Origin of the sequence: Paenibacillus sp. P22, from assembly GCF_000469945.2 — a bacterium.
Classification (GTDB): Bacteria; Bacillota; Bacilli; order Paenibacillales; family Paenibacillaceae; genus Paenibacillus_O; species Paenibacillus_O humicus.
Genome location: NZ_CBRA020000039.1, coordinates 1 through 25403, shown reverse-complemented (window position 1 = coordinate 25403; position 25403 = coordinate 1). Strand labels below are relative to the sequence as shown.

Annotated in this window: 26 protein-coding genes; 17 read left to right on the top strand and 9 right to left on the bottom strand. The window is 56.1% G+C overall.

What is annotated here, in order from left to right; all coding sequences use genetic code 11:
• The first annotated feature begins 162 nt into the window (after nucleotides 1–162).
• The 9 genes from BN871_RS07825 to BN871_RS07785 all read left to right on the top strand — a co-directional run bounded on the left by BN871_RS07825 (nucleotide 163) and on the right by BN871_RS07785 (nucleotide 8905).
• The gene (locus BN871_RS07825; protein WP_021880143.1) at nucleotides 163–1104 is read left to right on the top strand and encodes an iron-hydroxamate ABC transporter substrate-binding protein; all 942 of its coding nucleotides are present in this window, start codon (nucleotides 163–165) and stop codon (nucleotides 1102–1104) included.
• Between the two features lie 297 nt (nucleotides 1105–1401).
• Nucleotides 1402–2634, top strand: coding sequence for a methyl-accepting chemotaxis protein (locus BN871_RS07820; RefSeq protein ID WP_198158023.1), 1233 nt, complete (start codon nucleotides 1402–1404; stop codon nucleotides 2632–2634).
• 184 nt (nucleotides 2635–2818) lie between these two features.
• Nucleotides 2819–4447 (top strand): thiamine pyrophosphate-binding protein, encoded by a 1629-nt coding sequence (locus BN871_RS07815; RefSeq protein ID WP_048745266.1) that lies wholly within the window; start codon nucleotides 2819–2821, stop codon nucleotides 4445–4447.
• A 36-nt stretch (nucleotides 4448–4483) separates the two neighbouring features.
• Nucleotides 4484–4825: a hypothetical protein gene (locus BN871_RS07810; RefSeq protein ID WP_048745265.1), complete on the top strand. Its 342-nt coding sequence runs from the start codon at nucleotides 4484–4486 to the stop codon at nucleotides 4823–4825.
• Nucleotides 4826–4850: 25 nt separating this feature from the next.
• On the top strand, nucleotides 4851–5834 hold the full coding sequence (locus BN871_RS07805; RefSeq protein ID WP_021880137.1) for a 3-oxoacyl-[acyl-carrier-protein] synthase III C-terminal domain-containing protein: 984 nt from the start codon (nucleotides 4851–4853) through the stop codon (nucleotides 5832–5834).
• A gap of 275 nt (nucleotides 5835–6109) precedes the next feature.
• Nucleotides 6110–6949 carry a DUF6345 domain-containing protein gene (locus BN871_RS07800; RefSeq protein ID WP_127510289.1) on the top strand — a complete coding sequence of 280 codons (840 nt, stop codon included), beginning with the start codon at nucleotides 6110–6112 and terminating at the stop codon, nucleotides 6947–6949.
• 16 nt (nucleotides 6950–6965) lie between these two features.
• Nucleotides 6966–7967: a hypothetical protein gene (locus BN871_RS07795; protein ID WP_048745263.1), complete on the top strand. Its 1002-nt coding sequence runs from the start codon at nucleotides 6966–6968 to the stop codon at nucleotides 7965–7967.
• A gap of 85 nt (nucleotides 7968–8052) precedes the next feature.
• Nucleotides 8053–8385 (top strand): hypothetical protein, encoded by a 333-nt coding sequence (locus BN871_RS07790; protein ID WP_048745262.1) that lies wholly within the window; start codon nucleotides 8053–8055, stop codon nucleotides 8383–8385.
• A gap of 31 nt (nucleotides 8386–8416) precedes the next feature.
• A complete protein-coding gene (locus BN871_RS07785; protein ID WP_048745261.1) occupies nucleotides 8417–8905 on the top strand; it encodes a TlpA disulfide reductase family protein in 489 nt (162 codons plus the stop codon).
• Between the two features lie 285 nt (nucleotides 8906–9190).
• On the opposite strand, the gene BN871_RS28280 is transcribed toward BN871_RS07785, so the two are convergent.
• The 3 genes from BN871_RS28280 to BN871_RS07775 all read right to left on the bottom strand — a co-directional run bounded on the left by BN871_RS28280 (nucleotide 9191) and on the right by BN871_RS07775 (nucleotide 10374).
• Nucleotides 9191–9343, bottom strand: a complete 153-nt coding sequence (locus BN871_RS28280) for a hypothetical protein (RefSeq protein ID WP_021880133.1) — start codon at nucleotides 9341–9343, stop codon at nucleotides 9191–9193.
• Between the two features lie 98 nt (nucleotides 9344–9441).
• Nucleotides 9442–9852 carry a GNAT family N-acetyltransferase gene (locus tag BN871_RS07780; RefSeq protein WP_021880132.1) on the bottom strand — a complete coding sequence of 137 codons (411 nt, stop codon included), beginning with the start codon at nucleotides 9850–9852 and terminating at the stop codon, nucleotides 9442–9444.
• Nucleotides 9853–9888: 36 nt separating this feature from the next.
• Nucleotides 9889–10374, bottom strand: coding sequence for a tetratricopeptide repeat protein (locus BN871_RS07775; RefSeq protein ID WP_048745260.1), 486 nt, complete (start codon nucleotides 10372–10374; stop codon nucleotides 9889–9891).
• A gap of 187 nt (nucleotides 10375–10561) precedes the next feature.
• On the opposite strand from BN871_RS07775, the gene BN871_RS07770 reads away from it, so the two are divergent.
• The 4 genes from BN871_RS07770 to BN871_RS07755 all read left to right on the top strand — a co-directional run bounded on the left by BN871_RS07770 (nucleotide 10562) and on the right by BN871_RS07755 (nucleotide 14968).
• The gene (locus BN871_RS07770; protein ID WP_083436311.1) at nucleotides 10562–11482 is read left to right on the top strand and encodes a M15 family metallopeptidase; all 921 of its coding nucleotides are present in this window, start codon (nucleotides 10562–10564) and stop codon (nucleotides 11480–11482) included.
• 267 nt (nucleotides 11483–11749) lie between these two features.
• On the top strand, nucleotides 11750–12865 hold the full coding sequence (locus tag BN871_RS07765; RefSeq protein ID WP_048745259.1) for an extracellular solute-binding protein: 1116 nt from the start codon (nucleotides 11750–11752) through the stop codon (nucleotides 12863–12865).
• A 4-nt stretch (nucleotides 12866–12869) separates the two neighbouring features.
• A complete protein-coding gene (locus tag BN871_RS07760; protein ID WP_048745258.1) occupies nucleotides 12870–14561 on the top strand; it encodes an iron ABC transporter permease in 1692 nt (563 codons plus the stop codon).
• Nucleotides 14558–14968, top strand: a complete 411-nt coding sequence (locus BN871_RS07755) for an ABC transporter ATP-binding protein (RefSeq protein ID WP_053086955.1) — start codon at nucleotides 14558–14560, stop codon at nucleotides 14966–14968. The genes BN871_RS07760 and BN871_RS07755 overlap by 4 nt, the downstream gene beginning before the upstream one ends.
• Before the next feature lie 73 nt (nucleotides 14969–15041).
• Here BN871_RS07755 and BN871_RS07750 read toward each other — a convergent pair whose 3' ends face one another.
• From BN871_RS07750 to BN871_RS29605, 5 genes are all read right to left on the bottom strand, one after another.
• Entirely contained in the window at nucleotides 15042–17027 is a 1986-nt protein-coding gene (locus BN871_RS07750) for a hypothetical protein (protein ID WP_048745257.1), read from the bottom strand.
• Nucleotides 17028–17142: 115 nt separating this feature from the next.
• Nucleotides 17143–17985, bottom strand: a complete 843-nt coding sequence (locus tag BN871_RS07745) for a sugar ABC transporter permease (RefSeq protein WP_048745256.1) — start codon at nucleotides 17983–17985, stop codon at nucleotides 17143–17145.
• Nucleotides 17985–19274, bottom strand: coding sequence for a sugar ABC transporter permease (locus BN871_RS07740; protein ID WP_048745255.1), 1290 nt, complete (start codon nucleotides 19272–19274; stop codon nucleotides 17985–17987). Before BN871_RS07740 ends, BN871_RS07745 begins: the two co-directional genes overlap by 1 nt.
• Nucleotides 19275–19465: 191 nt before the next feature.
• Nucleotides 19466–19957 (bottom strand): extracellular solute-binding protein, encoded by a 492-nt coding sequence (locus tag BN871_RS29610; protein ID WP_269745409.1) that lies wholly within the window; start codon nucleotides 19955–19957, stop codon nucleotides 19466–19468.
• Between the two features lie 28 nt (nucleotides 19958–19985).
• Nucleotides 19986–20825 carry an extracellular solute-binding protein gene (locus BN871_RS29605; RefSeq protein WP_053086953.1) on the bottom strand — a complete coding sequence of 280 codons (840 nt, stop codon included), beginning with the start codon at nucleotides 20823–20825 and terminating at the stop codon, nucleotides 19986–19988.
• 392 nt (nucleotides 20826–21217) lie between these two features.
• Here BN871_RS29605 and BN871_RS30190 point away from each other — a divergent pair, with 392 nt between their 5' ends.
• Nucleotides 21218–21487: a helix-turn-helix transcriptional regulator gene (locus tag BN871_RS30190; RefSeq protein WP_021880791.1), complete on the top strand. Its 270-nt coding sequence runs from the start codon at nucleotides 21218–21220 to the stop codon at nucleotides 21485–21487.
• Between the two features lie 24 nt (nucleotides 21488–21511).
• Here the strand turns inward: BN871_RS30190 and BN871_RS07730 are convergent, their stop codons facing one another.
• Entirely contained in the window at nucleotides 21512–22396 is an 885-nt protein-coding gene (locus BN871_RS07730) for an AraC family transcriptional regulator (RefSeq protein WP_048745254.1), read from the bottom strand.
• Nucleotides 22397–22570: 174 nt separating this feature from the next.
• On the opposite strand from BN871_RS07730, the gene BN871_RS07725 reads away from it, so the two are divergent.
• The 3 genes from BN871_RS07725 (at nucleotide 22571) to BN871_RS30185 (ending at nucleotide 24910) form a co-directional block, all read left to right on the top strand.
• Nucleotides 22571–23449 (top strand): sugar phosphate isomerase/epimerase, encoded by an 879-nt coding sequence (locus BN871_RS07725; protein ID WP_232312900.1) that lies wholly within the window; start codon nucleotides 22571–22573, stop codon nucleotides 23447–23449.
• Nucleotides 23449–24282 carry a phytanoyl-CoA dioxygenase family protein gene (locus BN871_RS07720; RefSeq protein WP_232312898.1) on the top strand — a complete coding sequence of 278 codons (834 nt, stop codon included), beginning with the start codon at nucleotides 23449–23451 and terminating at the stop codon, nucleotides 24280–24282. Before BN871_RS07725 ends, BN871_RS07720 begins: the two co-directional genes overlap by 1 nt.
• Before the next feature lie 334 nt (nucleotides 24283–24616).
• On the top strand, nucleotides 24617–24910 hold the full coding sequence (locus BN871_RS30185; RefSeq protein WP_021880794.1) for a transposase: 294 nt from the start codon (nucleotides 24617–24619) through the stop codon (nucleotides 24908–24910).
• Nucleotides 24911–25403 lie beyond the last annotated feature (493 nt).

Genomic DNA, 25403 nt, shown 5'->3' with positions numbered 1-25403 from the left:
CTGTTTTCGTTGCCGGCAATCAATAGTCCAAGCCCATTTCCCAACAAAAAGGCATGGCTCGAAAACCAATGCATCTCTATAATAACTCATGTAAATGAGAATGATTTTCATAATCATTACTTGGCTGTGTAGAGATCGCATCTAAAGGGAGAGAGTCATGTCATGAAAAAGCTTTCCGTTCTATTTGTCCTTGCCTTTGTTGTTCTGCTGAGCGCCTGCGGCGGCAATCAAGCCAACGATGCCGACGCCGGAAGCTCCCCGGCTCCCGCAGCGCCGCCCGCATCGGAAGCGGCAACCTTTACTTATCAATCCGAGAGCGGACCTGTCGAGGTTCCGACTCATCCGCAGCGCGTCGTCGTGCTTACCCGGTTCCTGACGGGCAACGTCATGATTCTCGGCGTACCGCTGGTCGGCGTGGACCAGATGTCCATGGACAACCCGAATTTCGCCGGCAAGCTGGACGGGGTGGAAGCTGTAGACGAAGAAAGCCTTGAAAAGATTGTGGAGCTGAACCCGGATCTCATCATCGGGCTCTCCGATATTAAAAACATCCATAAATTCAAGGAAATCGCCCCTACGGTCACCTATACGTACGGAAAGGTAGACTTCAAGCAGCAGCAGCTGGAAATCGGCAAGCTGCTGAACAAAGAAAAGGAAGCCCAAGCCTGGGTAGACGACTTCGATGCCCGTACGAAGAAAGCCGGAGAAGAGATCAAGGCGAAGATCGGCGCCGATGCGACGGTCTCGGTCATCGAGACGTTCAACAAGCAGCTCTATGTCTATGGAGACAACTTTGGCCGCGGAACCGAAATCCTCTATCAGCAATTCGGCCTGCATATGCCGGAGAAGGTCAAGGAAGCGACGAGCAGGGACGGCTACTTCGCCGTATCGAATGAAGTCTTGAGCGATTATGTCGGCGACTATGTCATTTTCAGCAAAAACGCCGATGAAGACAATTCGTTCCAGACGACGGAAACGTACAAGAACATTCCCGCTGTCCAAAATCAGCATGTCTTTGAAGCGGACGCAAAAGCGTTTTATTTCAACGATCCTCTGAGCATGGAATATCAGCTGGACTTTTTTATCAAGCATTTTCTCGGCTAAGCTCGGCACCATGGATCTTAGTTCCGAACCGGCCCTTCCGGCCGGTTTTTTTTGGTTCGGCTCCGCATGAGAAATTCGGGGCGGCGGCATGGAAAAAAAGCGGATTTCGACAAAAATCGTTCAAATTTGCCATGAAGTTAAAGAATGCATCGTTATATTCCGATATGTGTAATGTTTGCAGTCGATCCGCCGGGAGCGGAAAGGAGCATCGTCATCAACGAAAGCTCAACAAGCAACCTAGCATTCAGGCGGGGAGCAAACAGGCAACCATAGTCAGTAAAGAAAGCGGGCATGATCATGAACAATCCGTTTACGGCCGGAAGGCCTCTGGCGCTTGCGTTTGCCGGGTCGGCCGCACTGATCGGAGCGGCATCGGGTATCGTCCATTTCGCCGTGCTGTCGCTTGCGGGCGCAAGCGGCCGCAGCGCCGCATGGGGCGGAATGCTGACCTTTGTCCTGGTTCTTGCGGGAGCGGCTGCATTGACGGCGCTCTCGCCGAAGATTCGCCGCCGCTTCGGCCTGGAGCCGGCAGCAGGCGAGGCCGAGGCTGCGACTTCTGCGCTGCAGGAACAGGAGCAGTCCCAGAGCACGGAGCGCATCCTGTCCTTGGCCAAGGAAGCGGCTGCCGCTTCCGGTTCGCTCGTCCGGGACAATGAGTTCTGCAAAGACCTGGTGGAAGGAATAACGGCTTCCATCGAGCAGATCTCGCTCGGCAACGAGTCCATCGCAGTGGAATCCAGAAACAATATGGCCATGCTGGAGGAAGTCACGAAGGGGATGGAGCATATCGCGAACTCCTCGATGTCGCTTGCAGAGGAGACGGCTGTCGTAGCGGAGACCGCCGACCAGGGAGCCGCAGTCATCGACAATGCGGTATCCCAGATGAATGTCGTCTCCGAGCATGCGGCGGCTTCCTCGGAAGCATTGTCGGGAATGAGCGGCTTGAACGAGGAGATCGAGAAGATCGCCCATGTCGTGAGCCAGATTTCCAGCCAGATCAATCTGCTTTCCCTGAACGCGGCGATCGAGGCTGCCCATGCGGGCGAATTCGGCAGGGGCTTTTCGGTCGTTGCCAGCGAGATTCGCCAGCTGGCCGAGCAGTCCTCCTCTTCGGCCCGGGATATCGCCAAGACGGCTGCGGATATTCGAAGCTATTTCCGGCGTTCCTCCGAAGCGATGACCCGTTTCAACGCGGAGCTGCAGTCCGGGGTGAGCAGCGTGAACTCGGCCGGACAGGCTTTCCATGAGATCGTCGGCCTGACGGGAAGCGTATCCGAAAAGGTTCAGGAAATATCCAGCGTCACGCAGCAGATCAACGCAAGCACGGAAGAAATTTTGACCTCCGTCCGCGGAACGTCGGAGAGCACGGAAGTGGCGCTGGCCGGTTCCAAGGAAATCTCCATGTCCGCGGAGGAGCAGCTGGACGCCATGTCGCAGTCGCTCGATTCGGCACGTCTGCTGAGGCAGCAGGTGCTGGCCATCCAGGAAGAAGCATCCCGCCATGCGGCTGATCCTGAAGCAAACGGATGAAAATGGGCAGCATTCAACACTTGCCGAAGAAGGCCGTTCCTTTCATGGAAGAGCAAGGGGCCGCCGGTCCGGCGATCGCGGCCTCCATCGGAGGCCTGCATGAGCCTGCTCCGGCGCAAGCCGCCAATGGAAACGGCTAGCCGCTTTTTACAGAGAAGATTTATAGAATCGGAGAGTGGATTCGATGAAACTCGCAGAAGCCATGCTGCGTTATTTGAAGTCTGCAGGAGTCGAGTATCTGTTTGGAATTCCGGCCGGCATCATCGGACCGATCTATGATTCGCTCATCGACGTGGGCATCAAGCCCGTCATCGCGAAGAACGAGGCGGGATCGGCCTATACGGCGGCCCGTTATTCCAGCACTTCGGGAAGGCTGTCCGTATGCGCCGGAGCGGGAGCTGTAGGCGTCAGCAACATGATGAACGGCATTGCGGACGCGAAGCGGGCCAAAGCCCCGATGCTGGTCATCGCTGGCGGCATCAACCGCTGGCAGATGGGCAAAGGAGCCATCCAGGAGCTCGATGGAGAACAGATGGTGAAGGGTGTCACCAAGTACAGCGCGACGGTGCTGCGCGAGCAGGATGTGCTGGAGGAGCTGGACAAGGCGGTGCGGATCGCTCTGACTCCTCCTTGCGGTCCGGTGTACCTGTGCATTCCTATCGACATCCAGCGCTTGGATCTGGACGTTCCTATTCCCGAAGCGCCGGCTGCAGCCGAGTTCTCAGCTCCTCTGCCGGACCCTGCCTCGCTGGAGCATGCGGCTGAGCTGATCCGCTCCGCAAGCAAGGGGCTGATCATGGTCGGCCGCGGCGGGCGCGGCTTCGGCGACGGCATCAGGCAGCTCAGCGAGAAGCTGCAGTGGCCCGTAATTACGACGCCGGCCGGCAAGGGAATCGTTTCGGGAGATTTTCCTTTGAATCTGGGCAACTACGGGTTCTCCAGCACGGAGGCAGCCAGCCGGTATGTGAATTCCGCCGAACCCGACTGCGTGCTTGTGCTGGGCAGCAGCCTCGGGGAAGCCTCGACCTGCAACTTCAACGACGTGCTTGTCGCCGGACGGAAGGTCGTCCATGTGGACCGCGATCCTTCCGAGCTCGGCAAGGTGTTCCATACGGACGCAGCCGTATGCGGCGATCTGAAGGAGGTTCTTCCTTATCTTCTGGAGGCTGTTCCGGCCGCATCCATCCGGTACATTCGGGAGGAGCCCGTCAACGCGCCTTACGAGCTCAACCATACCGGCATGTCTCTGCGGCTGTTCCTGGAAAACCTGAAGCGCACCATGCCGTCGGATACCCGCTATGTATGCGATATCGGGGAGTTCACCAACTTCGCGCTGAAGTACATCCATGTCCCGGACGGGGGAGACTTCGAAATCAACCTCGATTACGGAGCGATGGGCTCGGCAATCTCCGGAGCGCCCGGACTGGCCCTCGCCGATCCGTCCCGGCCGGTCGCCGTCATCGCAGGGGATGGGTGCTTCTTCATGAACGGGATGGATATTCTGACCGCCAAGGAATATCGGATTCCCGTCGTTTACTTCATCATCAACAACGCGATGCTGTCTTATGTGGAGAGGGGCCAGCAGTTCCTCTTCAGCCGCTCCATCCCGGATTACAAGCAGGAGCGCATCTCCATCGCGGCCATGATGGAAGCCGCCGGGGTACGGTCCATGTCGGTCGGCAGCATCGAGGAGATGGCGTCGATTCCATCCTTCCTCGAAAACCTGGACGGTCCGTGCCTCATCGAGGTCATTACCGATGGAACCGAGCCTGCTCCGATTCTGGACCGGCTCAAAGCGCTCGTCGTCAACTGAATTCAACTAAACTCGCCAAGAAAGAAGGATACCGAAATGGGTAGCTTCAATATTGATCTGGATAAAACGAACAAGATTTTCAACGCGCAGGTAGAAGGAACGTTCTCTCCGGAGGACGGCATGAAATCCGTGGAGGCGTACAAGGCCACCATCGCGACGATCGATACGTCCGAGTACGAAATCCGCATCGACTGCACGCTGCTCAATGTCTCGGCTCCAAGCTCGCTGCCGATTCTAGAAGGCTGCTTTGCGCTGTACAAGGAAGACGGCTTCAAAAAGGTTTCTCTCCTGCTTGCCAAAAATCCGGTGCTCAAAATGCAGCTCGGACGCGTCGCTCGCGGAGTAGGCCTGGAAAACTGCGAAATCACCGAAGTCTAAATCCGATCCAGAGGAGGCAAAGCCAATGACAGCCGTCCGAATCCGCAGCCTGGAAATCTACCATCCTTCCCACGAAGTGGACAATGAGTACTATATCGAGCGCTTCCGCCAGTCCGGCGTCGAAGTGTCGGGCTTGCTGAAGGCGCTTGGCCGCGAAAAGCGGTTTGTCATCGACAGCCCGGAAGAAAATACGTACACGATGGCGCTGGAGGCATCCCGCAAGGCGCTTGCCGCCGCCGGGTTGGCTGCCGAGGACCTCGATCTCATCATCTTCTCCTCCCAGACGCCGGAGTATCTGCTTCCGAGCAACGCTCTCAAGCTCCATAGCGGACTTGGCGGCAGCAAGCAGACGATGTGCTACGACATCAACGCGAACTGCGCAGGCATGCTGGTGGCGGTCGAGCAGGCGAGCCGCACGATGCTGAGCAATCCCCGCATCAAGCGGGCGCTCGTCGTCGGAGCGGATCACTTCTCCGTCCACAGCCCTCAGGAGCCGGTGTACCATTCCAACTTCGCCGATTCCGCGGCTGCCGTCATTCTCGAATCCCAGGAAGGAAGCGGCGGCTTCATCGATTCGCTCTATCAGACGGACACGGCGGTCATCGACAATTCCCTGTTCCCTGCCAATGGCCTCTCGAACCTGTATCGCGGGGACGCTGCCGAAGCCCAGGTCCGATTCACTCCGTTCGACGACTCCGTATGCGTCGATTCCGCGGTCGATTCCCTGCGCGAGCTGATGGAAAGCAACGGAATCCGGGACGTGGAGGTTGGCGCTTATCTGTTCTCCCAATTCTCGGTCGGCAACGTGAAGCTCGTCTCGGAGCGGCTCGGCATCGACGGCTCCAAGGTCGCTTATGTCGGGGACAAATACGGCTACACCGCCAGCAACAGCCCGTTCCTTGCCCTGCATGACGCTCTGCGGGACGGCAAGATCAAGCGCGGCGACTATCTGGTGTTCTGGACGGTCGGCGCAGGCTGGCAGAACGTATCCATGCTGATGGAATACTGATTCGTTATTCTTGTCTTAAAAAAGCTGTCTCCTTGCCGAAAGGCAGGGGGACAGCTTTTTGATTTGTCGTACAGGATGAATCCGCTATGGCCAGAGATGAAGTGACAGCATCATTTAATTTATAAAAAAGATATTTATACAGAAATAATATTAATGTGAAATGATTTTTTTCTCCTAAATAGAAATTAGTAATTTTTTACTATTTCCATGAACAAAAAAGATTGATAGGATAAAATTGCTTTAAATTCCAAATAAAAGAAATGAGAGGTGCAATTGTGAAAAAGAAGATAGTCATCCCGGCTCTGCTGGCTGTATCGATGGGATCATCTTGGGCGACCGGAGTTGCCGATGCGAAATGGACGCATGGGTACAGCGGACAAAGCGCCTATCAGAGAACGGGCAGCTGCGCGTACGGCGATCGTGCCGGAGGAGAATATGTGCAAGCCTTGCATGATGGCATGGTAGGCAACAATCTTGCCGACACAGGCACCGTTTATAGGGATAATCAATCCTGGTCCAGCGATTTGACGGGTTCCTTTGCAGACTCCAAGCAATTTTTCGCTTTTGCGGGACATGGACTGGATGCGAATGCCATCGGCAATGGAAAGGGAGCAGCCTCGCATTTCTATACCTTGAATTCCTCCACCCAATTTCACTCAAGCCACTCTGATGATGCGGCAAACGCGCAGTGGGACGAAATCAGATGGGGGAGCAACGGATTGAGGTGGGCAACGATGTACCAATGCAACTTCCTGCGGAATCTGGGTTCGACGGCCAACGATACCAAGATTCTGAATATGTTCAAAGGAATGCGGCTCATGATGGGTTTTGCGAGCATTATGTACCTCGACTCTCGCGAAGGGGGCAGGTATGCGGCCAGGATCGGCGCTGGATGGACTCTCAAGGACTCCTTCTTCGATGCGGCGGCTTACTATCAGCCGGCTCTCAAGTACGGCGAAACAAATCCGACTGGAAAGGTTATCGCAAGAGTTGTAGGCCCTACTTCCCTCGGGGGAGACAAATGGGACAGCTCTACGGGCGCAGGCCTTTCCTTCAACGGCAGCAATGCAAGTTCGTTTACCACTTGGACAAAAGAAATTACTATAAATCCTTAAGGAGGGAAAACCATCGATGAAAAAGCTCATCATTTCGGCAACCGCGCTTGGCGTTCTCGCTTTTGCAGGATATTCGTTGTCCGTTGAAGGCAAGAGCGAAGAAAAGCTGCCCGAATTGTTCATTCCGGGGATGGGGCAGAGCGTGGCGAACGACTTCAAGCTGTCGCTTGAATCCATGGACAGTTCCGAGCTCCCGGAAAAACAGCAGGTGTATAAATTCAAGAAGTTCAATATTACCCTTGAAGACGCCAGAAAAAAAGCAGCTCAATTCGATCCAAGCTTCGAGAAAGCGGCTCCCAAACAGAATGCTCAACTGAATTCGTATTCATTCGAAAATGAAACGGTATTAGTGGAAATAGAAAAAGATACTGGAAAGATGTACTACCAGGATAAGACTTATCCATCCGAAGTGGCGAAGAACATACCGAGCGATGAGGAAGCCGTTGCATCTGCAGAGGAATTTCTCGAGAAGTTCGGATGGCTGCCTGAAACTTTCGAGCCTGCGGGAGTGACGGCCAATACGATCGTTCCTGGAGATGTCAATTCCGAAACGGAAGCAGGAGACTATGTATCGACGAAAACAGTTCATTTCTACCAAAAGATCGATCAATTGCCAGTTCTCGGTGTTTCACGGATCATGGTAGAGGTTGGAGATAACGGGCAAATCGTATCGGCGAGAAAATATCACAAGGAAGTGGAGGCCTTTACGAGCTACGGCCTGAAATCAGTCCGGGAGGCCGCTCAAGACCTGCAGACGTCCAAAGGTGTCCACAATATCTCGGAGGACGCAAAAAACGTCGTTCTCGATAAGGTGGAGCTGGCTTATTACGAAGATCCGGCCAGATTGGATCAGCAGCCTTATTTGCAGCCCGTATATGTTTTTGAAGGAACCTATGATTATGAAGGAAAGAAAGTAAGCTTTTCCGGAGTTGTCCCGGCAGTCAGCAGCGGTTCTATTAAAGCCATGGATGCAGACGTTCCGCCAGCTGTAAGTTATAAGGAAAAAGAGGGGAAATAAGGTTTGAATCGAATGATGACGGTACCGCTAAAGGGGGAACGGAATTCCAGCGGCGGTCACCTTTTTTGGCACAGGAGGATGGAACTTGAAATCAAAGTGGAAGTTAGGCATGGCAGGGGCAGTTGTGCTCCTGCTCGCTGCCGCGGCATTATGGCGCTTGAACCCATGGCAATCGACGCTCCCTGCCCGTATCTTGGTTCCGCTGCCGGGCGTATCGGAGAACGGGAAGGTCAAGTGGACGTACGAAGAAAACAAAACCACTGCTGCTATCGATTCCCTCGTGCTCGTTGAAGACGAGCGGAACAAGCACTACCAGCCCGGTGATGAAATCAAGCTGATGAATACCGTTTTTGTGCTGAAGGAAATCAAAAAGGTTGGCGGAGACGAGTATGCGGCTGAGCTCATTCTCAAGAAGTAGCGCAGACGGAGGCCGAGGGAAGCGGCAGCGCATGATTCAGGGAGGCTTGCTGGCAGCTGTCCTTGTGTTGGCTATTTATGCCGTATACGATGCTTCCAGTTCCTCCGAAGAGGCTGCGGATGAGATCCTGCTGAAAGATAGGGCGGGAGGCGAGCATAACCTGAATCTATCGGACGGAAAAGTAAAGCTGATCAACATATGGGCTTCCTGGTGCGTTCCTTGCCAAAAGGAGATTCCTGTCCTGGACAAGCTGTTCCAGACATACAAAAAGGAAGTCGATTTCTATGCCGTCCATGCAACCCGGCAGGATACGGTCTATGAAGCGGTCAACTTCCAGCTGAAAATGAAGATGAAAACGCCGGTTTATTTTGATGAAAAAGGCGAGGCAGAGGAGTACTTCAAGCTTAAGTCCATTCCGACGACGATACTGGTCGATCAAGACGGGAAGAAGCATTTTATTTATGGCCCTTTGGAAAAAACGGAAGTGGAAGGTTTGCTTGAAGCCTATTTATCCCGATAAGAGAAGCGGGTCCCAAATCGGAGGGATTTCAATATTTCCTCGGAAATAGGGCTCGATGAACGAAGCTCGGCGACTGTAGCGGTCAAGCGCTTGTCCCGTCCATGAAGCGAAGCGGCAGCCCCTCTAATCGGCCTGGTTAGAGGGGCTGCTTCTCTTCTAAGAGCTTGCAGGGAGAAGGGAACATCCGGCCAAGGCCCCTAAAGCAATAAAAGCCCTCAAAGGTAGGAGAGGACTTCGGCAGCACGGGATCAAGCCCGCATGAGCATTATTCGGGGGCGTCTTTGTTCAGGCTTGGGGCTGGAGAAGGTCCTGGTACGATTTGTACGCCAGAATGGCGACAATCAAAGATCCGATAAAGAAAAAAACGGATCCTCCCAGTGTAAACAATCTGCCGATCAGGGTGTATTTAGCATCATCGATCTGGGCAAGCTGGTTCATTTCTGTCCCTCCCTAGGCCATTTATCCTAGTGTATGCATCCCTGATCAATCGGTTCTGCTCCCAGCCTGAAGCGGCAGGCTGGGAACGAGCCTTCGCATTACAGGGAGTACTTCCTGTACATGCCGACGGAAGCGGGCTCCGTATAGGCAAAGCCGTATTGCTTGTACAAGCGGTCAGCGGGCACATCGGCAATGAGGCTTACGTAGGAGCCCTTCGGCGCATGGTTGTCCAGATACTCCGTCAAATGAGCCATCACGAGCTTGCCGAGTCCTTTCCCTTGATAAGAGGGCTCTACCGCGATGTCGACGATCTGATAGAAACAGCCGCCGTCGCCGATGATCCGGCCCATTCCGATCAGCCGGTCTTCATGCCGGAGAGATACGCAGTAGATCGAGTTCCGAAGTCCGATCGCAGCTCCTTCCGGACTTTTGGCGCTCAATCCTGCGGCCTTTCGGAGACGGATGTATTCTTCCGGGGCGGGAGCTGCATGGTGGACGGATGGATTCAGGGTTCATTTCCCCTTTCAATTTTTCGTAGATACGGATCAGCCCTTAAGCAGATCCTTGGCGGAGGATTCTATCTTGTGCCGATACCGGGGCAGATGGCCGGCGAGCGCGGCGAGCGCGATCGACGCCGCCTGGCGCTCTTCGCCGGCATCGGCCAGGCATAGGGCCAGGAAAGCCTGGACGGCGTCGTCCAGAGGATCGGACCCGCGCCGCTGCTCGGTAGAGAGCAGGGCGATCGCCTCCGGCAGCGCGCCGATGCCGCGCAGCAGGCTTGCGAGCTGAATGACGGCAAGCCTCCTGCGCTCTCCCTTCAATCCTCCCGATAGGGCGCGCCGGTACAGCGGCACGGCAAGATCGGACTGCCCGGCGTGCTCCAGGGAGGCGGCGCGTTCGAAGGCCGCTTCAGGACTGTCCTCGGGAAGCTCGGAAGCGAGCCGTTCCATTCGGGCGACGAGTTCCTCTCTGCTCAAGGCGTCTGCGGAGCCCCACAGCAGCGCCACCCGTTTATCCCAATCATGAGGCATAAGGCATCTCTCCTTGGTCCGTTTCCTCTCCACTATTATAGGGCTTGACTTGACGGGAACCAAGCTTGCGCGCCTGATCGGGACGTTACATTTTCGGCGGAGTCGTATACAATCGGTGTATACGAATTCGGCAAAAAAAAGCGCAGCCGGACGTAAGCACCGGGAAAGAAGACAGAGGAGGAGCTCCATGCATTCGAAAGGAAAGAAGCTGCTGGCATGCTTGCCGGCCGCATGTCTGGCCATCCAGCTGACGGCTTGCGCCGCCCCGGCCGATGCCGTGGATTCCTCCGGCAGCGCCAGCCCCGCGGGGCTGAAGAACGGAGCGGACGAAGCCGGGCATGAGGCGGCAGCGGCTGCCCGTACCCCGGCCCCGACTGCCTCTGTTCCGGTGGATTCGAGCGCGCCGCAGCCATCGAGTGTCAGCCCGCAGCCTTCCCCCGCCGGCAAGGCCGCGCCCGCCAAGCAAGGAGTGAAGCCAGTGGCAGAGAAAAAGCATCGGCTGCCGGAGGGCTTCGTTTACTTGGATGAAGTCATCCCGACGCTCAAATCCGATATCCGCTATTACACCGACTACAATTTCGTGGGAAGAAGGCTGGACGGCTATAAGGCGCCATACGCCATCCTGTCCGAGCAGGCGGCCCAAGCGTTGAAGGCGGTCAGCGACGATCTTGCCGTGAAAGGACTCGGACTGCTGGTCTACGATGCCTACCGCCCGGTCAAGGCTGTCCAGCAGTTCATGTCCTGGTCCAAGGATGGGGACGATACCGCCATGAAGGACGTCTTTTATCCACAAGTGGACAAGGCCGACGTGTTCAAGCTTGGTTTCGTATCCTCCCGTTCGGGGCATTCCAGGGGCAGCACGATCGATCTCACGACCTACAGCCTGAAGACAGGCAAGCCGACCGACATGGGCAGTCCTTTCGATTTTTTCGGGGAAATCTCGAGCCACGCTACGAAGCAGATCGGAGCCGTCCAAGCGGCTAACCGGGCCGTTCTCAAGAAAGCGATGGAGAAGCGCGGCTTCCACCCCTACAGCAAGGAATGGTGGCATTATACGCTCGAAAAGGAGCCGTTTCCCAAGAAATATTTCGATTTCGACATTGAGTGACGAGAGGTTCGATGCGGCGATTTTCCCGACGCTGCAGGCATTCATTTAACGCAGGAACTGACGCAGTGGAAACGAAGCGATTCCCATGCCCGGCTTGACCAACCGGTGGTGGGGATCGCTTTATTTATTTTCGGGGAAACAAAAAAATCTATGATCCCATCCAATTTTATCGAATTTATTTAATGAAACCTTTTCTTGCCGTTGACGGCTACCTGACACAGGTCTTATATGCTTAGAGCATCAAGACATTGATCAGGAGGATGTTCGATGACAACCATTGTCCGCCGCAAGCGCGTTACCGCCCTTCTCGCCCTGTCGCTCTCCCTCGCCTTATCCGCATGCGGAGCCCAGAATGCGTCCCGGAATGCAGCCGGCCCGGCTGCAGAAGGACAGGCTCCGGCCAACACGGAAGCCTCGGCCGCTCCGGAAGCTTCGACGGAGCCGTCCAAGTCGGACGAGCCGCTCGTCGTCTACCTGAACGACTTCGACGAGATCATCCAGCCGATGTTCGAGCAGGCGACCGGCTACAAGCTGGAGCTCGTATCCGGCAACGGAGCGGAGCTCGCATCCCGCATCGAAGCGGAGAAGGGCAATCCGCATTGGGATGTCGTCTGGATGGATTCCATGCCGATGATCGACCAGCTCGGCAAATCCGGCCGCCTGCTGGAGGGCTGGACGCCGGCCGACATCGGCAACCTGACGGACTTCGCCAGCGGGCTCGTTCCGGCGAGCGGAGCCTACTATCCGACCGGCGCCCACGCCGCCGCAGTCATCGCCTACAATACGAAAGCCTTCACGAAGGACACGGCTCCGAAGACATGGGCCGATCTGACTGACGCGAAGTTCAAGAATACGCTGGGCATGGCCGACCCTGCTGTCGCCGCTCCTGCCTATCCGTTCGTCTCCTGGTTCTTCCAGAACCAAGGCATGGACGCCGCGAAAGGGTATTTCGACAGCCTGTTCAAAAACGGCATGCATGTGTATCCGAAGAACCCGAACGTCGCCAAAGCGCTGACCGGCGGAGAGATCAAAGCGGCTGCCCTTCAGGAAAGCAACGCCTACGCGCTGAAGAACAAAGGCGAGCCGGTCGACATCATCTGGCCTGCCGAAGGAGCTCCCGCGTCGGTGCGCGTCGCCGCCATCCAGAAAGAGACGAAGCATCTGGAAGCGGCCAAGGCGTTCGTCGAATTCCTGCTCGATCCGAAAACGCAGCAGGAGCTGATCGACAAGGGCGAGGAGAGCTACTTCGAGCCGTCCGCCAAAGGAGTGAACGCCAAGGCCGACCGCGCGGCGGATGCCAAGCTTGTCGTGGCCGAAGCGGCCTGGGCCGGCGAGAAGGAAGGCGAGATCAAGCAGTGGTTCGCGGACAAAGCGGTGAAATAAAGGGATGAAGTTCATACCGAGTCAAGGCAACAGGACGGGCTGGCTGATGCTGGCCGTCCTGTTCGTCCTCATCCTGCTGCCGCTGCTCGCGGTCGTCGTCCAGGTGCTCTTTCCCGGCATTTTCTTCGGCACCTTGAAGATAGGCGATCTTTCCCTGCTGCTCGACATCTTCAGACGTCCGCTATGGTACGCCTCGCTCAAAAACTCGGTCCTGCTCGGCCTGGGCACGACGGTTCTGGCCACGCTCCTCGGCGGAGCGCTGGCTTTTGCCCGTTCCCGCTGGGCATTCCGGACGGCCAGGCTGCTGGACGTATCGGTATGGCTGCTGCTGATCACCCCTTCCTTCATTCTGGCTCAGGGGTGGGTCATGTTCGCGGCTCCGGACGGCCTCGCTTCCCAGTGGCTGGGCTGGAACGGAGCGACCCGAATGGTGTTCCAGCCTGCCGGGCTGATCGCCGTCATGACGCTGAGCAAGTTCCCGCTCGCCTTTCTGACGGTGAAGGCGGCGCTGGAATGGAGGGTCGAGAGGCTGAGCGACGCGGCGCGGCTGTCGGGCGCTTCCCCATGGACGGTGCTGCGCACCGTGGAGCTGCCGCTGCTGCTGCCTGCCATCTGTTCGGGAGCGATGCTGGTGTTCATGGACACGGTCGGCGACTTCGGCCTGCCTGCCTCCATCGCAGCGGTGTTCCGCTTCCCGACGCTGCCCTATTCCATTTATTCCGCGCTGTATACATCGCCGATCCGCTTCGACATGGCCGGGGCGCTGTCGTTCTATCTCGTGCTGCTGATCGCGCTCGCGATGAGCGTCCAGCTGTACGCCATGCGCAAGTCGCGCTTCGACTTCCTCTCCTCCCGCGCGGTCAAGTCCGAGCCCCGCCGTCCGGCGAAGGGCGGCGCTCTGCTGGCGCTGGGCAATGCCGCCTTCCTCGCGGTCGCCATCGGCATCCCGCTCGGCTCCAATCTGCTGATGTCGCTGCAGGGCGACTCCGCCGGCGGAGGGTTCACCCTGGAGCATTACCGCGCTCTGTTCCGGGATGGCGGGCGGCTGGCGCAAGGGCTGGCCCATTCCCTCGAAATCGCGCTCGCCGCGGCGGCCATCGGACTTGTCGTCGGCTTCCTGACGGCATATGTCCTGAACTATACCCGCTTCAAGCTGAAAAAAACGATCGACGTCCTGTCTCTCGTCTCGCTGGCGGTGCCCGGCATCGTGCTCGGCATCGGCTACATCTTCATCTGGAACCAGGCCTGGCTGCAGCCTATCGGACTGCTTCTGTACGGCACGCCGTGGATTCTGGCGCTCGGCGGCGTCGCCGGAGCCATCCCGGTCATTACCCGCATCATGGCGGGAGCGATGGCCCAGGTGCCGGAGCGGCTGCTGGCCGCGGCGCAGCTGCAGGGAGCCGGCTTCTCCCGCCGTCTGCGCACGGTGCTGGCGCCGCTCGTGAAGGGCGCGCTCCTGTCTGCCGGACTGACGGCGTTCGGCTCCAGCGTCTTCGATCTGGCGCTGTCCTCCGTGCTGTACCCGCCCAACTACATGACGCTTCCGGTCGTCATCAACAAAGCCTTCGAGGACCTCCGGTTCGGCTACGCGTCGGCGGCGACGCTGACGGGAGCCGGGCTCGTCGTCCTGATCATTCTGAGCGTGGACCTGCTGGCCAGAGGGACGCGCCGAAGTTCAAGGAGAACGACTTCATGACATCGATACTCGAGATCAGGCAAGTAGGCAAATCGTACGGCAAGCAGGAGGTGCTTGGGGGCGTCGACCTGACTGTGCAGGCAGGGGAAATCATCAGCGTGCTCGGCCCGTCCGGCTGCGGCAAGTCGACGCTGCTGCAGCTGATCGCCGGCCTTCAGCAGCCCGACCGCGGCGAGATCCTGCTGCGCGGCAAGGTGGCCGCCTCCCGGTCCGGCATGCTGGCGCCGGAGAAGCGCGGCATCAACATGGTGTTCCAAGACTATGCCCTGTGGCCCCATATGACGGTGTTCGAAAATATCGCCTACGGCATGCGCCGGGGCAAGCAGGACCAGACCGCGATCAGAGCTTCCGTGGCGGAGCTGGCCGCGCTCCTGACCACTGAAACACCCCCTTGTTTCAATTGGTAACCTTTTATTCGTATACCTTTTACATACGTTGGCCGAATGCGGTTGGTTTCGCTTAAATTCGGCGCAAATACCGCTATAAGTAGCTGTATGGCGTGTMTGCGTAAAGAGCCGCTCCTCCGGACTTGCTCGTCAAGCGGATCGCCCCGTCGGGCAGCTGTGCCGGAGCGCCGCCTCCCGTGCCGGTCTCGCTTGCCTTCACCGGGATGAATTCCCATTTCGGGCTGCCCCAATCCCGGTTCACCGGGCTGTACTCCGCCGCCTTAAGCTTATGCTCGACGTTCAGATAGCCGGATGCTTCGGCTGGGCGGGTGTCCCCCGCGCTGCGGATCAGCTTGAACCCCTGATGATCCAGGACAGTCCATGCCGCCGAATCCATGTCGCCTTCCGGGTCCGCTACCCGCACCGATTCTCGAGAATCCGGCTTCAATCCGCTCAGCGTGACGTAATGGCCGGTCGCCCGGTTCACGATATGCTGCACGCCGTCCTTCGTCTCGATCAGCCAGTGCGCGCTCTCGTCGCCAGGCTGGACGTTGCCGTAAGCCAGCTTGCCGTCCTTCTCGAACAGATAGAGCTGCAGCCAGTCGTTGCGGATCTTCACATAGGGAGTCAGCTCCTCGGCCGGACCTTCAGGCGCGGGAGCCTTCACCAGCCAGCGGGCGCTCCCCCAGGAAGGCTGCGCCCAGTTGTTGCCATGCGCATAGCCGTCCTGGCTCTGCACGTTCAGATACGCATCTCCATCGGAAGCGGCCTGGAAGGTGGACTGTCCGGACTGGACATCGCCGCTGCCGTCTCTGCCCGGAGCTTGAATCCAGCTCGTCAGCAGCGGATCCGCCGCTTGCGGCGAGGCCGCAGCGAGCGCGGCTCCCCCCTTCAGCTCCGTCTGCTGCATGTAACGGCCCGTCTGCACGTTGCGCAGCCGGACGGCCGTTCCAAAGTCTTCGACGATCCATTGGGAGGAAGCATCGGAATAGTCCGGAGCGCCGTAAGCGATCAGACCGTCCTGTTCCTGCAAAAAGCTTCCCTTCCAGCTGTCCTGGAGCCGCTTGGCCGCGGAATCGGCCGCCGGCTCCAGCCTCCAGGAGGAGCTGCCCCAGCCCGGCTGCGCCCAGTCGCTGATCTGCGCATAGCCGGTCTGGCTCTGGACATGGAGCAGGTAAGAGGATTTCTCGCTGCTCGCAATCGTATAAAGCCCGGCGGCGCCTCCCTGCTCCTGAATGGAGAAATCGCCGGCCGTCGAGGCATCCGGCAAGTCCGAGCTTTTGACAGGATCGTTGAGACGATCTCCATCGTTGCCCGAACGGTTCAGCACATGGCCGGTCGCCCGGTTCACGAATCTTTTCGATCCCGGCGTCACGCCGTCCACGACGAACCACTGGGAAGAAGCGTCGTTCAGCTCCGGCGTGCCGTATTTCGCCTGACCGGCTTCCTCATAGAGGACTTTCCCCTTCCAGCCGTCGACCAGCCGAACCGGCTCCTGGTCATGACCCGGCTCTACCTGCCACAACGCCGAGCCCCACCCCGGCTGCGCCCAGTCGCTCACCTGCGCATAACCGTTCAGCACCTGGATGTTGACGAGCTGCTTCGGGCTGCCGGGTATGGACAGATTGACATATCCGGGCTTGCCGGCTGCTTCCGTCACCTCCCACTGGGCCGAAGCCGCATCGCTGCCGAGAGCGGAGCTGTTGAGATTGTCATGCGGATCCGATGCCAGCTCCCGGTTCAGCAGATGGCCGGTCGCCCGGTTCACGAGCAGCTGCGAGCCTCCTGCGCCGCTCTTGATTTCCCACTGGGAGGCCGGGTCGTTCACCGCCGTGAAGCCGTAGCGGACTTGTCCCTCCGCTTCGTACAGATAAACGCCTTTCCATTCATTTTTCAGCCGAACGTAGACGGAATTGGAACCATAAACCGAATCCGTTGCGGATGCGGCCGCCTCATATCCGGAATCCTTTGCTGCCAGGTTCAGGTCCGCTTCCGCCGCGCGCGCTCCGGAAGCCATCGCCGGCAGGAACAGCAGCAAGCTCAGAAGCGCGGCCGTAAGCCGCTTGAATCGGAATGCCATGTCATATCCCCTTTCGTCATGATTGCGCTTTCTTGCCCCTACAAAAGAAAAGCCGCCCAATCATGTCCAAGACAATCAAGAGTGCAGCTTTTCTTTCGTTGCCCGTTCGGAGAACTCAGCCCTTCGTCGCTCCGTCCGCGAGGCCGGAGATGAGGAAGCGCTGCAGCAGCAGGAACACGGTGGCGATCGGCACGGCGATCAGAATCGTGCCCGCCGCGAAGATCGTGAAGTTGTTGGAGAACTTGTCGTTGATGAAGTTGTACAGCCCGAGCGCCAGCGTGTACTTCTCCGGCGAGCGGAGGATGATGCGCGGCGTCAGGAAGTCCATGAACGGCGCCATGAAGGTGAACAGTCCGACGACAGCCAGGATCGGCGCCGTCAGCGGTATCAGAATCCGGAAGAATACGGTCAGATGGCCCGCCCCGTCCATCGTCGCCGATTCGTCGAGATCCCGCGGAATCGTATCGAGATAGCCTTTGACCAGGAACACGTTCATCGGCAGGCCGCCGACGGCATAGATCAGGATCAGGCCGGTGAACGTGTCCAGCAGGTTCACCAGGTTCAGCAGCAGGTAGATCGCCACCATGCCCATGAGCACCGGGAACATCTGGAGCAGCAGGAACGTGTAGATGCCGTACTTTCGGCCCGTGAAGCGGAAGCGCGAGAACACGTACGCCAGCAGCGAGACCATCGTCACGGAAGCGACGGCGTTGCATACGGCCACGATGATCGTATTTTTGTACCAGAGGCCGTAATCGCTCTGCGGATCCGTGAACAGCCACCGGTAATGCTCCAGCGACAGATTGTCCGGAATCAGCTTGGCGCTGTAGAGGCTTGTGCCCGGATTCAGCGAGATGCTGACCGCCCATAGGAGCGGATACAGAATAACGGCGAACATGATCAGAACAACGAGATAGATGCCGGATACTTCCAGCTTGGATCTTAGCGTGCGTCCCATCAATATCCCTCCTCACGGAATGACCGCGTCTTCCGGAACTGATAGAACGCGAATGCCGCGACGATAAGGCCCATGATGATGCTGATGGCGGCGGCCATTTTGTAGTTGTTGTCGGTGAAGGTCAGGTTGTACACCCAGGAGATGAGAATGTCGGTCGCTCCCGCGCTTTGGCCCGGCACCGCCGGTCCTCCCTTGTTGAACAGGAAGATGATATTGAAGTTGTTGAAGTTGAATGAATACTGCATGATGAGCAGCGGCGCCGTGGCGAACAGAATATGCGGCAGCGTGATGAAGCGGAACTTCTGCCAGCGGCTGCCTCCATCCACTTCGGCGGCCTCGTACCAGTCCTTGGAAATGCTCTGCAGCACGCCTGTGAACAGCGTGAACACGTACGGGAAGCCGAGCCAGATCTGGATCAGGATGATCGCGACGCGGGCCCAGGCCGGGTCCGTCAGCCATGGAACCATCAGGCCGAACTTGCTCATGATCTGCATGTTGATCGCTCCGAAGGTATCGTTGAACATGGCGGCGAACACGAGCGCGGTCATGAAGGAAGGAACCGCCCAGGGCAGGATGAAGATCGTGCGGATCAGTTTTTTGAAGCGCACGCGATTGTCATTGACGAGCACGGCGAGCAGCATCGCCAGTCCGATCTGCAGCGAGGTCGCGACCAGCGTCCAGACGACCGTCCAGGTGACGACGGAGACGAGGCTTTGCGTCCAGATCGGGTTGGTGAACAGCTCCTTGAAGTTGATCCAGCCCACCCAGTCCAGCAGCTTCGCCGGCGGGGAATTGTACAGGCTGTAGTTCGTGAACGCGAGCGCGACCATGAACAGCAGCGGGAAAATGACGACCATCGCCAGCAGGATGAAGCTGGGGACAACGACGAAGTACGGGAAGCCTTTGTCGTAGCTGTCATGGAAAGCCTGCCTTACGGATGGAATGCGCTCGCCGTCCTGGCGGCGGACCGCATCCCGGTAAGCATCCTTGATATTGAACGCATAGCTGAACAGAAGCACGATCGCAAGCAGCACGGATAGAATTCCCTCCGTCAGCAGCGTTCGGGAATCATCTTGATTCGGATCGTCGCCCAGCGTGATGAGCCCTTCGATGCCGTGCACCGTCCATGCGCCGATCGATGCCGCGAGCGACAGCGCCAGCATAAGGAACAGCACGCCCTTGATGAAGCGGCGGTTGTACAGCTGGCCCAGGCCTGGAATGATGGACAGCGCGGCTGCCGCAGACGGAGAAGGCAGGGGACCGGCCTTCGGTTGCAATGCTTTCTGCATGGTTCCTTCACCTTCCAATCCTTGCTCTTTATATAGGGGTCCGCCCAAAATAGCGGAGTCGATTCAAAAGGAAAAGCCCGGGGGCCGCGCCGGTGAGCGCCAGCCCGCGGGCATCGTGGTCGTGTAATCCCGCCGTGCCTTGACGGCCGGCGATGATTTCGTGTGGAACAGGATCCGATGGCGCAGGCTTTTTATTTGCCGGACATCGCCATCTTGTCCTGGACTTGCTTCACAGCGTCATCCAGCGATTTCTGCACATCCTTGCCTTCGGAAGCGAATTGGAGCGCGTTTTTCATCGGATCCCATACATAATCAAGCTCAGGAACCGTCGGGAACGGCTGGCCGAATTGGACCTGCTCCGTAAAGCCTTTGACGAGCGGATCGCTGGTCAGCGCGGCATCGTTCAGAACCGCGGTTACCGGCGGAACCTGGCCGGTCTTTTTGTAGTATTCCAGCGCGTTTTCCTGATTGGTGATGAATGCCGCCAGATCGGAAGCCCATTCCGGAGATTTGGAGAACTTGGAGAGCATCCAGCCCTTCACGCCGATGAAGGAGGTCGGGTGCTTGCCGTTTTCCAGCGTCGGGAGCGGAGCTACCGCCAGGTCGTCGCCGAGCTGCTTCTTGTAATCCGTAATCGCCCAAGGTCCGTTGATGACCGCGCCGACTTTGCCGGATCCGAACAGGCCGCCGACGATGTCGCCGTTGACGCCTTTAGGCAGATAGCCTTTTTTTGAACCAATCCTGGATCAGCTGAACGCCTTTGACGGCGCCTTCCTTGTTGAGGCCGATGTCGTTGACATCGTAGCCGCCTGCGTCGGTCTGCTTGAAGATGTAGCCGTCGTTGCCGCCCATGAACGCCCAAGCGTAGTAGAAGTTGATGCCTTCGAACAGGAAGCCGTACGTCTGCTTTTTGGCATCCGTCTGTTCCTGAGCCAGCTTCTCCAGATCGGCGATCGTCGCCGGCGCCGTAGGCACGAGCTTTTTGTTGTAGAACAGCGCGTACGTTTCCGTTACGAACGGCAGGCCGTAGAGCTGGCCGTCCTGGCTGAGCGCCTTGAGCGCTTCCGGCGTGTAGGAGTCGAGCACGGCCTGCTCGGCCTTGACCGGCTGCACGAGGCCTTTGAGCACCAGGTTGCCGATGCCCGGCTGGTAGAACAGGTCCGGACCTTTCCCGGCAGGACCGTCCAGCGAGAGAATCTGCTGCTGGTCGTTCATTTTGACCGGCTTGACGTTGACCTTGATGCCGGTTTTCTCCGTGTATTTCTTCGTAATATCCGTAATCGTGGCCACGCTGTCGGCGTTGTCGTCCGGCCAGATCGTAAGCTCGGCCGGCTTCTCCGGCATGTTGCCGGCATCGGCGCCTGCGTTGTCGGCTGCGCCTGCGTTCGCCGCTGTGTTGGCAGCCGGCTCCGTTGCCGCGCCCGTATTTGCGGCGCCCGTATTTGCGGCACCTGCATTGTTTTCCGCGTTGTTGCTGCTGCCGCATGCCGTAAGCCCCGTCAGCGCGATGGCCATAACCAGCGCCGCCGCAGCGGTTTTTTGCTTCTTCATCTCTGTATCCTCCCCGGTTCTAGTCGGTTGGTTTCGCTTGCTGATGTCATTGTAGGACTTTAGGGGGAGGCCCAACTACCAATGTAATGACATCAAACGCCAAGATTGTGACCTTGTAAAAGGATGGGTTTAAATTGAGACATCGGAGCGATAGCGAAAGCGAGTTGCAGCTTAACTCATTTAATGGCCGCTTAAGAAAAAAGGCTGTAACCCGGGGTTACAGCCCTTTTCCAAACTCTATTTGGGGATCAGGAATATCGAATAATTAACTTCGGGCAATGCGTACCCATAGGATCTTGTTCAAACATAAGCGTGAGCTTAATGAGCGAAATCAAAAGGTATATAAACTGAAGGGGGTCATCTCGTATATTCATGAGCATTAGTAGAACAAGATATGGATTCATACGCTAAGCCAATTAGCCGGGTATAGCGACTATCATTTTATCCGCTTCTTCAAACCATATACCGGTTTTACTTGTATACAATATATCAATAGAATTCGGTTAGAAGCAGCATCTCGTATGCTAACTCACACCGACCTGTCCGTGACAGCGATAGCGATGGAGTGCGGCTATGACAATGTTTCCTATTTTATCCGTACGTTCAAGAAACTTCACAAGGCGTCTCCTGACAAATACAGAAAAGCTATGAACCAATTATGAATCCCATCCTACCGTTTCAGTAAATCATTCTTTCTTGCAATCGTTGCGAAATTGACCTGGAGCGATGCCAAGCTTCTTCTTAAACGTCTTTGAGAAGTGATGGATATCGGAAAATCCGCAATAATCCGCTACCTGCTTCTGGGTCAATTTGGTATTTTGCAGCAGCTCGCAAGCATGGTTGATTCTCATCTCCAGCAAATATTGATGTGGCGTCATTCCATACTGCTGCTTGAACAAGTCATGAAAGCGGGAATGGGATAAATTTGCGCGCCTAGCCATATCCGCTACGCTTAAGGGTTCATTAAGATGAAAGGAGAAATAGGATGTAATCCAGTTCAGCGTCTGCGGCGAGGTCCGCTGCGACTGTTTCCTCTCCAGCACGTCCTCCATAAGCATAATGACCAGCTCGGTAAGTCCTGCCTGTGCCTTCAACTGCATAAGCGGGTCGCGATCCTGCCAGAACTCCACTACTTGCAGAAACGTATCGCGAAACCTTGTGCTGTTTTTTGGCTTTAGCTTGACCGGAACTTCAACCTGCAGCATTTCATCAAGCCTTGGCTGCATGAGATGCAGATAGGCGCTCAATTCCACTTGACCGGCGCGCGTGGGAAAGCTTTGCTCCCGGTCAGCAGCGTAAAACACATCAAAATGCGCAAAGGGCGTTACCGTATTCACAATTCCCTCCAGATCATTCAGGCTGTTGGGTTGAATAAAACAAAACTCCCCCTTATGAAATTCATACAAAGTCCTGTCTACCCTGAAGTTGCATGTCCCCTCCTGAACATAAATCAGCAAATAATCGAGCAGCCGCCTCTCCGGCATGCTCCATGGTTTTCGCACAGCGTAATCACATTCTCTGATATAAGGCACAATCGGATGTTTATTCAAATACTCCTGTAAAATTTGCATCAATATCCTCCTGATGCTGCTCGTGTTTTACGAATACTATATCAGACCAGCATGTGCAACACAGTAGGTATTGACAAAAACAGTTGAATCTTAGACAAAGCCAAACGTATGGCCGTTAATTACAATAAGGCTACATCAAATCATTAGCTCTGGAGGGAGAGATGAACGATTTCGTTGAAAAGAGCGAGCAATGGCGCTTCAACTAAGCCTTGCATGGAGCTGCATCAGGCCATGTGGTCCATGAAGCTGTATGGCGACAACGGCAAGGAATGGTCACTCGAGCAGAAATTTGACGAAATGGCCAACGCCGGCTTTACCGGTATTTTTGGAAGCTTGCCCGAGCGTGAAGATGAGGCTCTGTGGCGCAGGCTGATGCAGAAGCACCCATTCAGCTTCGGACTGGAGACCTTTCCATCGAGCGGGCTACAGCTTAAAGAAGCCTTGCTGAAAGCCCAGGATTACAATGTCATGTATGTTAATGCACAGGTAAAAGATTCATTTACCATCAACAGAGAAGCCGTCGATTTAATCAAGGAGCTTTACGAGACAGCCGCACATTTTAACGTACCCTTTTTCATAGAAACGCATCGCGGCCGAATTACACAAGATTTGCTGCGTACAACAGAGTATGTGAGGGCAGTTCCTGAAATGGCCTTAACGATCGATCTATCCCACTATATACTTGCCGGTGAAATGAACAGCTTCGAGCTTGCTGAACCTTACTTCGCCGAGCTGCTGATGCGAACCGGATCGATTCATGGACGTGTAACGAATGGGCAGCAAATTCAAATTCACTTGGAAGAACAAGCCGAGCATCCGATCGTTGAGCATTTCCGGCGCTGGTGGAAAGCAGGCATGAGAAATTGGCTCACCCAAGCACAGCCGGGAGACGTGCTGCCCTTTGTGTGCGAGATTGGGCACCACTATTCGATCACACCTCAATTCTTGCCATCATCCCATTCGTCTGAGGAACTCTCGGATCGCTGGCAGCAATCGAAACTGCTGAAAAAATGGGCAGAGCAATTATGGATGGACCTGCAAAAGGAGGAATAATGATGAACGAAAACGTTTCAGCATTGCCGGAAATGAGTGATGCTTATTCGTTATCAAGTGGCCAAATAGAGGGTTATCAGGAGAATGGACATATTTTCTTAAAACAGGTTGCCAAGCCCGATGAAGTGAGCGTGTACGAGGAAATCATCACCGATTGGGTAATGAAGCTCAACTATCATGATAAACCGGTATCGGAACGTGATACGTATGGAAAAGCGTTTATTCAAATCGGCAATGTCTGGGAAAAAAGCGAGGCGGTCAAACGATTTGTCATGGCTAGACGGTTTGCCAAAATCGCAGCGGAGTTAATGGACGTGGACGGAGTCCGCATCTATCATGATCAGGCGCTCTTCAAGGAGCCTGGCGGCGGGCACACTCCATGGCATCAGGATCAAATTTATTGGCCGCTGGGTACCGACAACACCATTACGATGTGGATGCCGCTTGTGCCCATCCCGCAAGAGGTCGGCACCATGACCTTTGCTTCCGGTACGCACAAGCTGGGTTACGTGAGCAAGCAGGAGATTTCCGACGAATCCCATAAGACGTTAGGACAGTTCATTGAAGCCAAGCAAATCCCGCAAGTGAACTACGGCGGAATGTCAGCAGGCGACGCGACCTTTCATGCCGGATGGACGATGCATTCAGCCCCTGGAAACCCGACGGATCATATGCGCAAGGTTATGACCGTTATCTATATTGCCGACGGCGTTCGTATCGCCAAGCCGGACAGCAAAGCAAGGATGAGCGATATGCATCATTGGTTTCCGGGATGCAAGCCGGGCGAACTTGCAGCAAGCGCGCTTAATCCGCTTGTTTATAAAAAGTCGTAATCAAGCAGCTTCGTCATCCGTGTTGCCGTTTTGCCTGTGGACAGGCAACTCTTCAGGAGATAGCAGGTACGCTTGGCGTGGTTGATGCACAGTAAAATCTCGGCGTAATGCTGAAAAGGCATGTCTTCATGCCCGCTTCGCCGAGAAACGTGCTCAGCATCACCACAAGCTTTAAGAAGACGTTTTGTACGATATCATCCGCCATTTCGGCTTTTTCTGCGATCTTCGATAACGGCTCGAGGACTGCTGGCGGGTATAGAGGTAAACACAAAGGAACGGAGCATCTGCGCTCGGTTTCTTTATATGCGTACATGGTTAACTATTAGACTAGCCGATCCAGCGGTCATTTACAGAGCCAACGGCTAAGCTAACGTTCCCCGTTGGTTCAATCCTTGCTGATCTCAAAACCGTATACAACACGCTGGACCGTGAGCTTTCCCTGGCTGCTTTTGATCGTTTGAAGGACAAGCGGCAAAAGCGCTACCCAAAGGAAATCGTGTCGCGGGAAAACCAGCTGGATACGCTGCTGACGTTCTATTCGTATTCGCCTGAGATGCAGCTGGCTATCTACACGTCCAACCCAATCAAACGTATGAACAAAGTGATCCGCAAACGTTCCAGCCGATGAACAGCCTTACGAACAAGGAGGCGGTGGAGAAAATCTGTACCTAACGGCGAGCGAGTACGACGAGTATGATGATTATGACGAGTACGACGAGTATGACGAGTATGACGAGTATGACGAGTACGTAAGACAAGTACGACGAGTACGACGGAAAAAAGTCATTCGCGGTTGGCGAAACGGCCGTGAAGCAAAAAAATGAAGCAGATGTTTAACGATCGCTATCCCCATTAATCCGATTCCACGCACCTCAACTGGGAGTATCTTGCTGCTTGCACAAACTTCTTGACGCTACCCTGAGTGTTGGATTTAGACGATAAGTTCGTCTTATTCAACCCCGAATCGCCCTGAGCGATGGAATAAGACGATAATTTCGTCCTATTCAACCCCGAACGGCCCTAAGCGATGGAATAAGACGATAATTTCGTCTTATTCAACCCCGAACGGCCCTAAGCGATGGAATAAGACGATAATTTCGTCTTATTCAACCCCGAACGCC

Excerpts from the sequence above, each read along its gene's own strand:
- BN871_RS07825 (WP_021880143.1), top strand. The coding sequence starts at position 163 with ATGAAAAAGCTTTCCGTTCTATTTGTCCTTGCCTTTGTTGTTCTGCTG.
- BN871_RS07820 (WP_198158023.1), top strand. The coding sequence starts at position 1,402 with ATGAACAATCCGTTTACGGCCGGAAGGCCTCTGGCGCTTGCGTTTGCC.
- BN871_RS07815 (WP_048745266.1), top strand. The coding sequence starts at position 2,819 with ATGAAACTCGCAGAAGCCATGCTGCGTTATTTGAAGTCTGCAGGAGTC.
- BN871_RS07810 (WP_048745265.1), top strand. The coding sequence starts at position 4,484 with ATGGGTAGCTTCAATATTGATCTGGATAAAACGAACAAGATTTTCAAC.
- BN871_RS07805 (WP_021880137.1), top strand. The coding sequence starts at position 4,851 with ATGACAGCCGTCCGAATCCGCAGCCTGGAAATCTACCATCCTTCCCAC.
- BN871_RS07795 (WP_048745263.1), top strand. The coding sequence starts at position 6,966 with ATGAAAAAGCTCATCATTTCGGCAACCGCGCTTGGCGTTCTCGCTTTT.
- BN871_RS07785 (WP_048745261.1), top strand. The coding sequence starts at position 8,417 with ATGATTCAGGGAGGCTTGCTGGCAGCTGTCCTTGTGTTGGCTATTTAT.
- BN871_RS28280 (WP_021880133.1), bottom strand. The coding sequence starts at position 9,343 with ATGAACCAGCTTGCCCAGATCGATGATGCTAAATACACCCTGATCGGC.
- BN871_RS07775 (WP_048745260.1), bottom strand. The coding sequence starts at position 10,374 with ATGCCTCATGATTGGGATAAACGGGTGGCGCTGCTGTGGGGCTCCGCA.
- BN871_RS07770 (WP_083436311.1), top strand. The coding sequence starts at position 10,562 with ATGCATTCGAAAGGAAAGAAGCTGCTGGCATGCTTGCCGGCCGCATGT.
- BN871_RS07765 (WP_048745259.1), top strand. The coding sequence starts at position 11,750 with ATGACAACCATTGTCCGCCGCAAGCGCGTTACCGCCCTTCTCGCCCTG.
- BN871_RS07760 (WP_048745258.1), top strand. The coding sequence starts at position 12,870 with ATGAAGTTCATACCGAGTCAAGGCAACAGGACGGGCTGGCTGATGCTG.
- BN871_RS07755 (WP_053086955.1), top strand. The coding sequence starts at position 14,558 with ATGACATCGATACTCGAGATCAGGCAAGTAGGCAAATCGTACGGCAAG.
- BN871_RS07745 (WP_048745256.1), bottom strand. The coding sequence starts at position 17,985 with ATGGGACGCACGCTAAGATCCAAGCTGGAAGTATCCGGCATCTATCTC.
- BN871_RS07740 (WP_048745255.1), bottom strand. The coding sequence starts at position 19,274 with ATGCAGAAAGCATTGCAACCGAAGGCCGGTCCCCTGCCTTCTCCGTCT.
- BN871_RS29605 (WP_053086953.1), bottom strand. The coding sequence starts at position 20,825 with ATGAAGAAGCAAAAAACCGCTGCGGCGGCGCTGGTTATGGCCATCGCG.
- BN871_RS07730 (WP_048745254.1), bottom strand. The coding sequence starts at position 22,396 with ATGCAAATTTTACAGGAGTATTTGAATAAACATCCGATTGTGCCTTAT.
- BN871_RS07720 (WP_232312898.1), top strand. The coding sequence starts at position 23,449 with ATGATGAACGAAAACGTTTCAGCATTGCCGGAAATGAGTGATGCTTAT.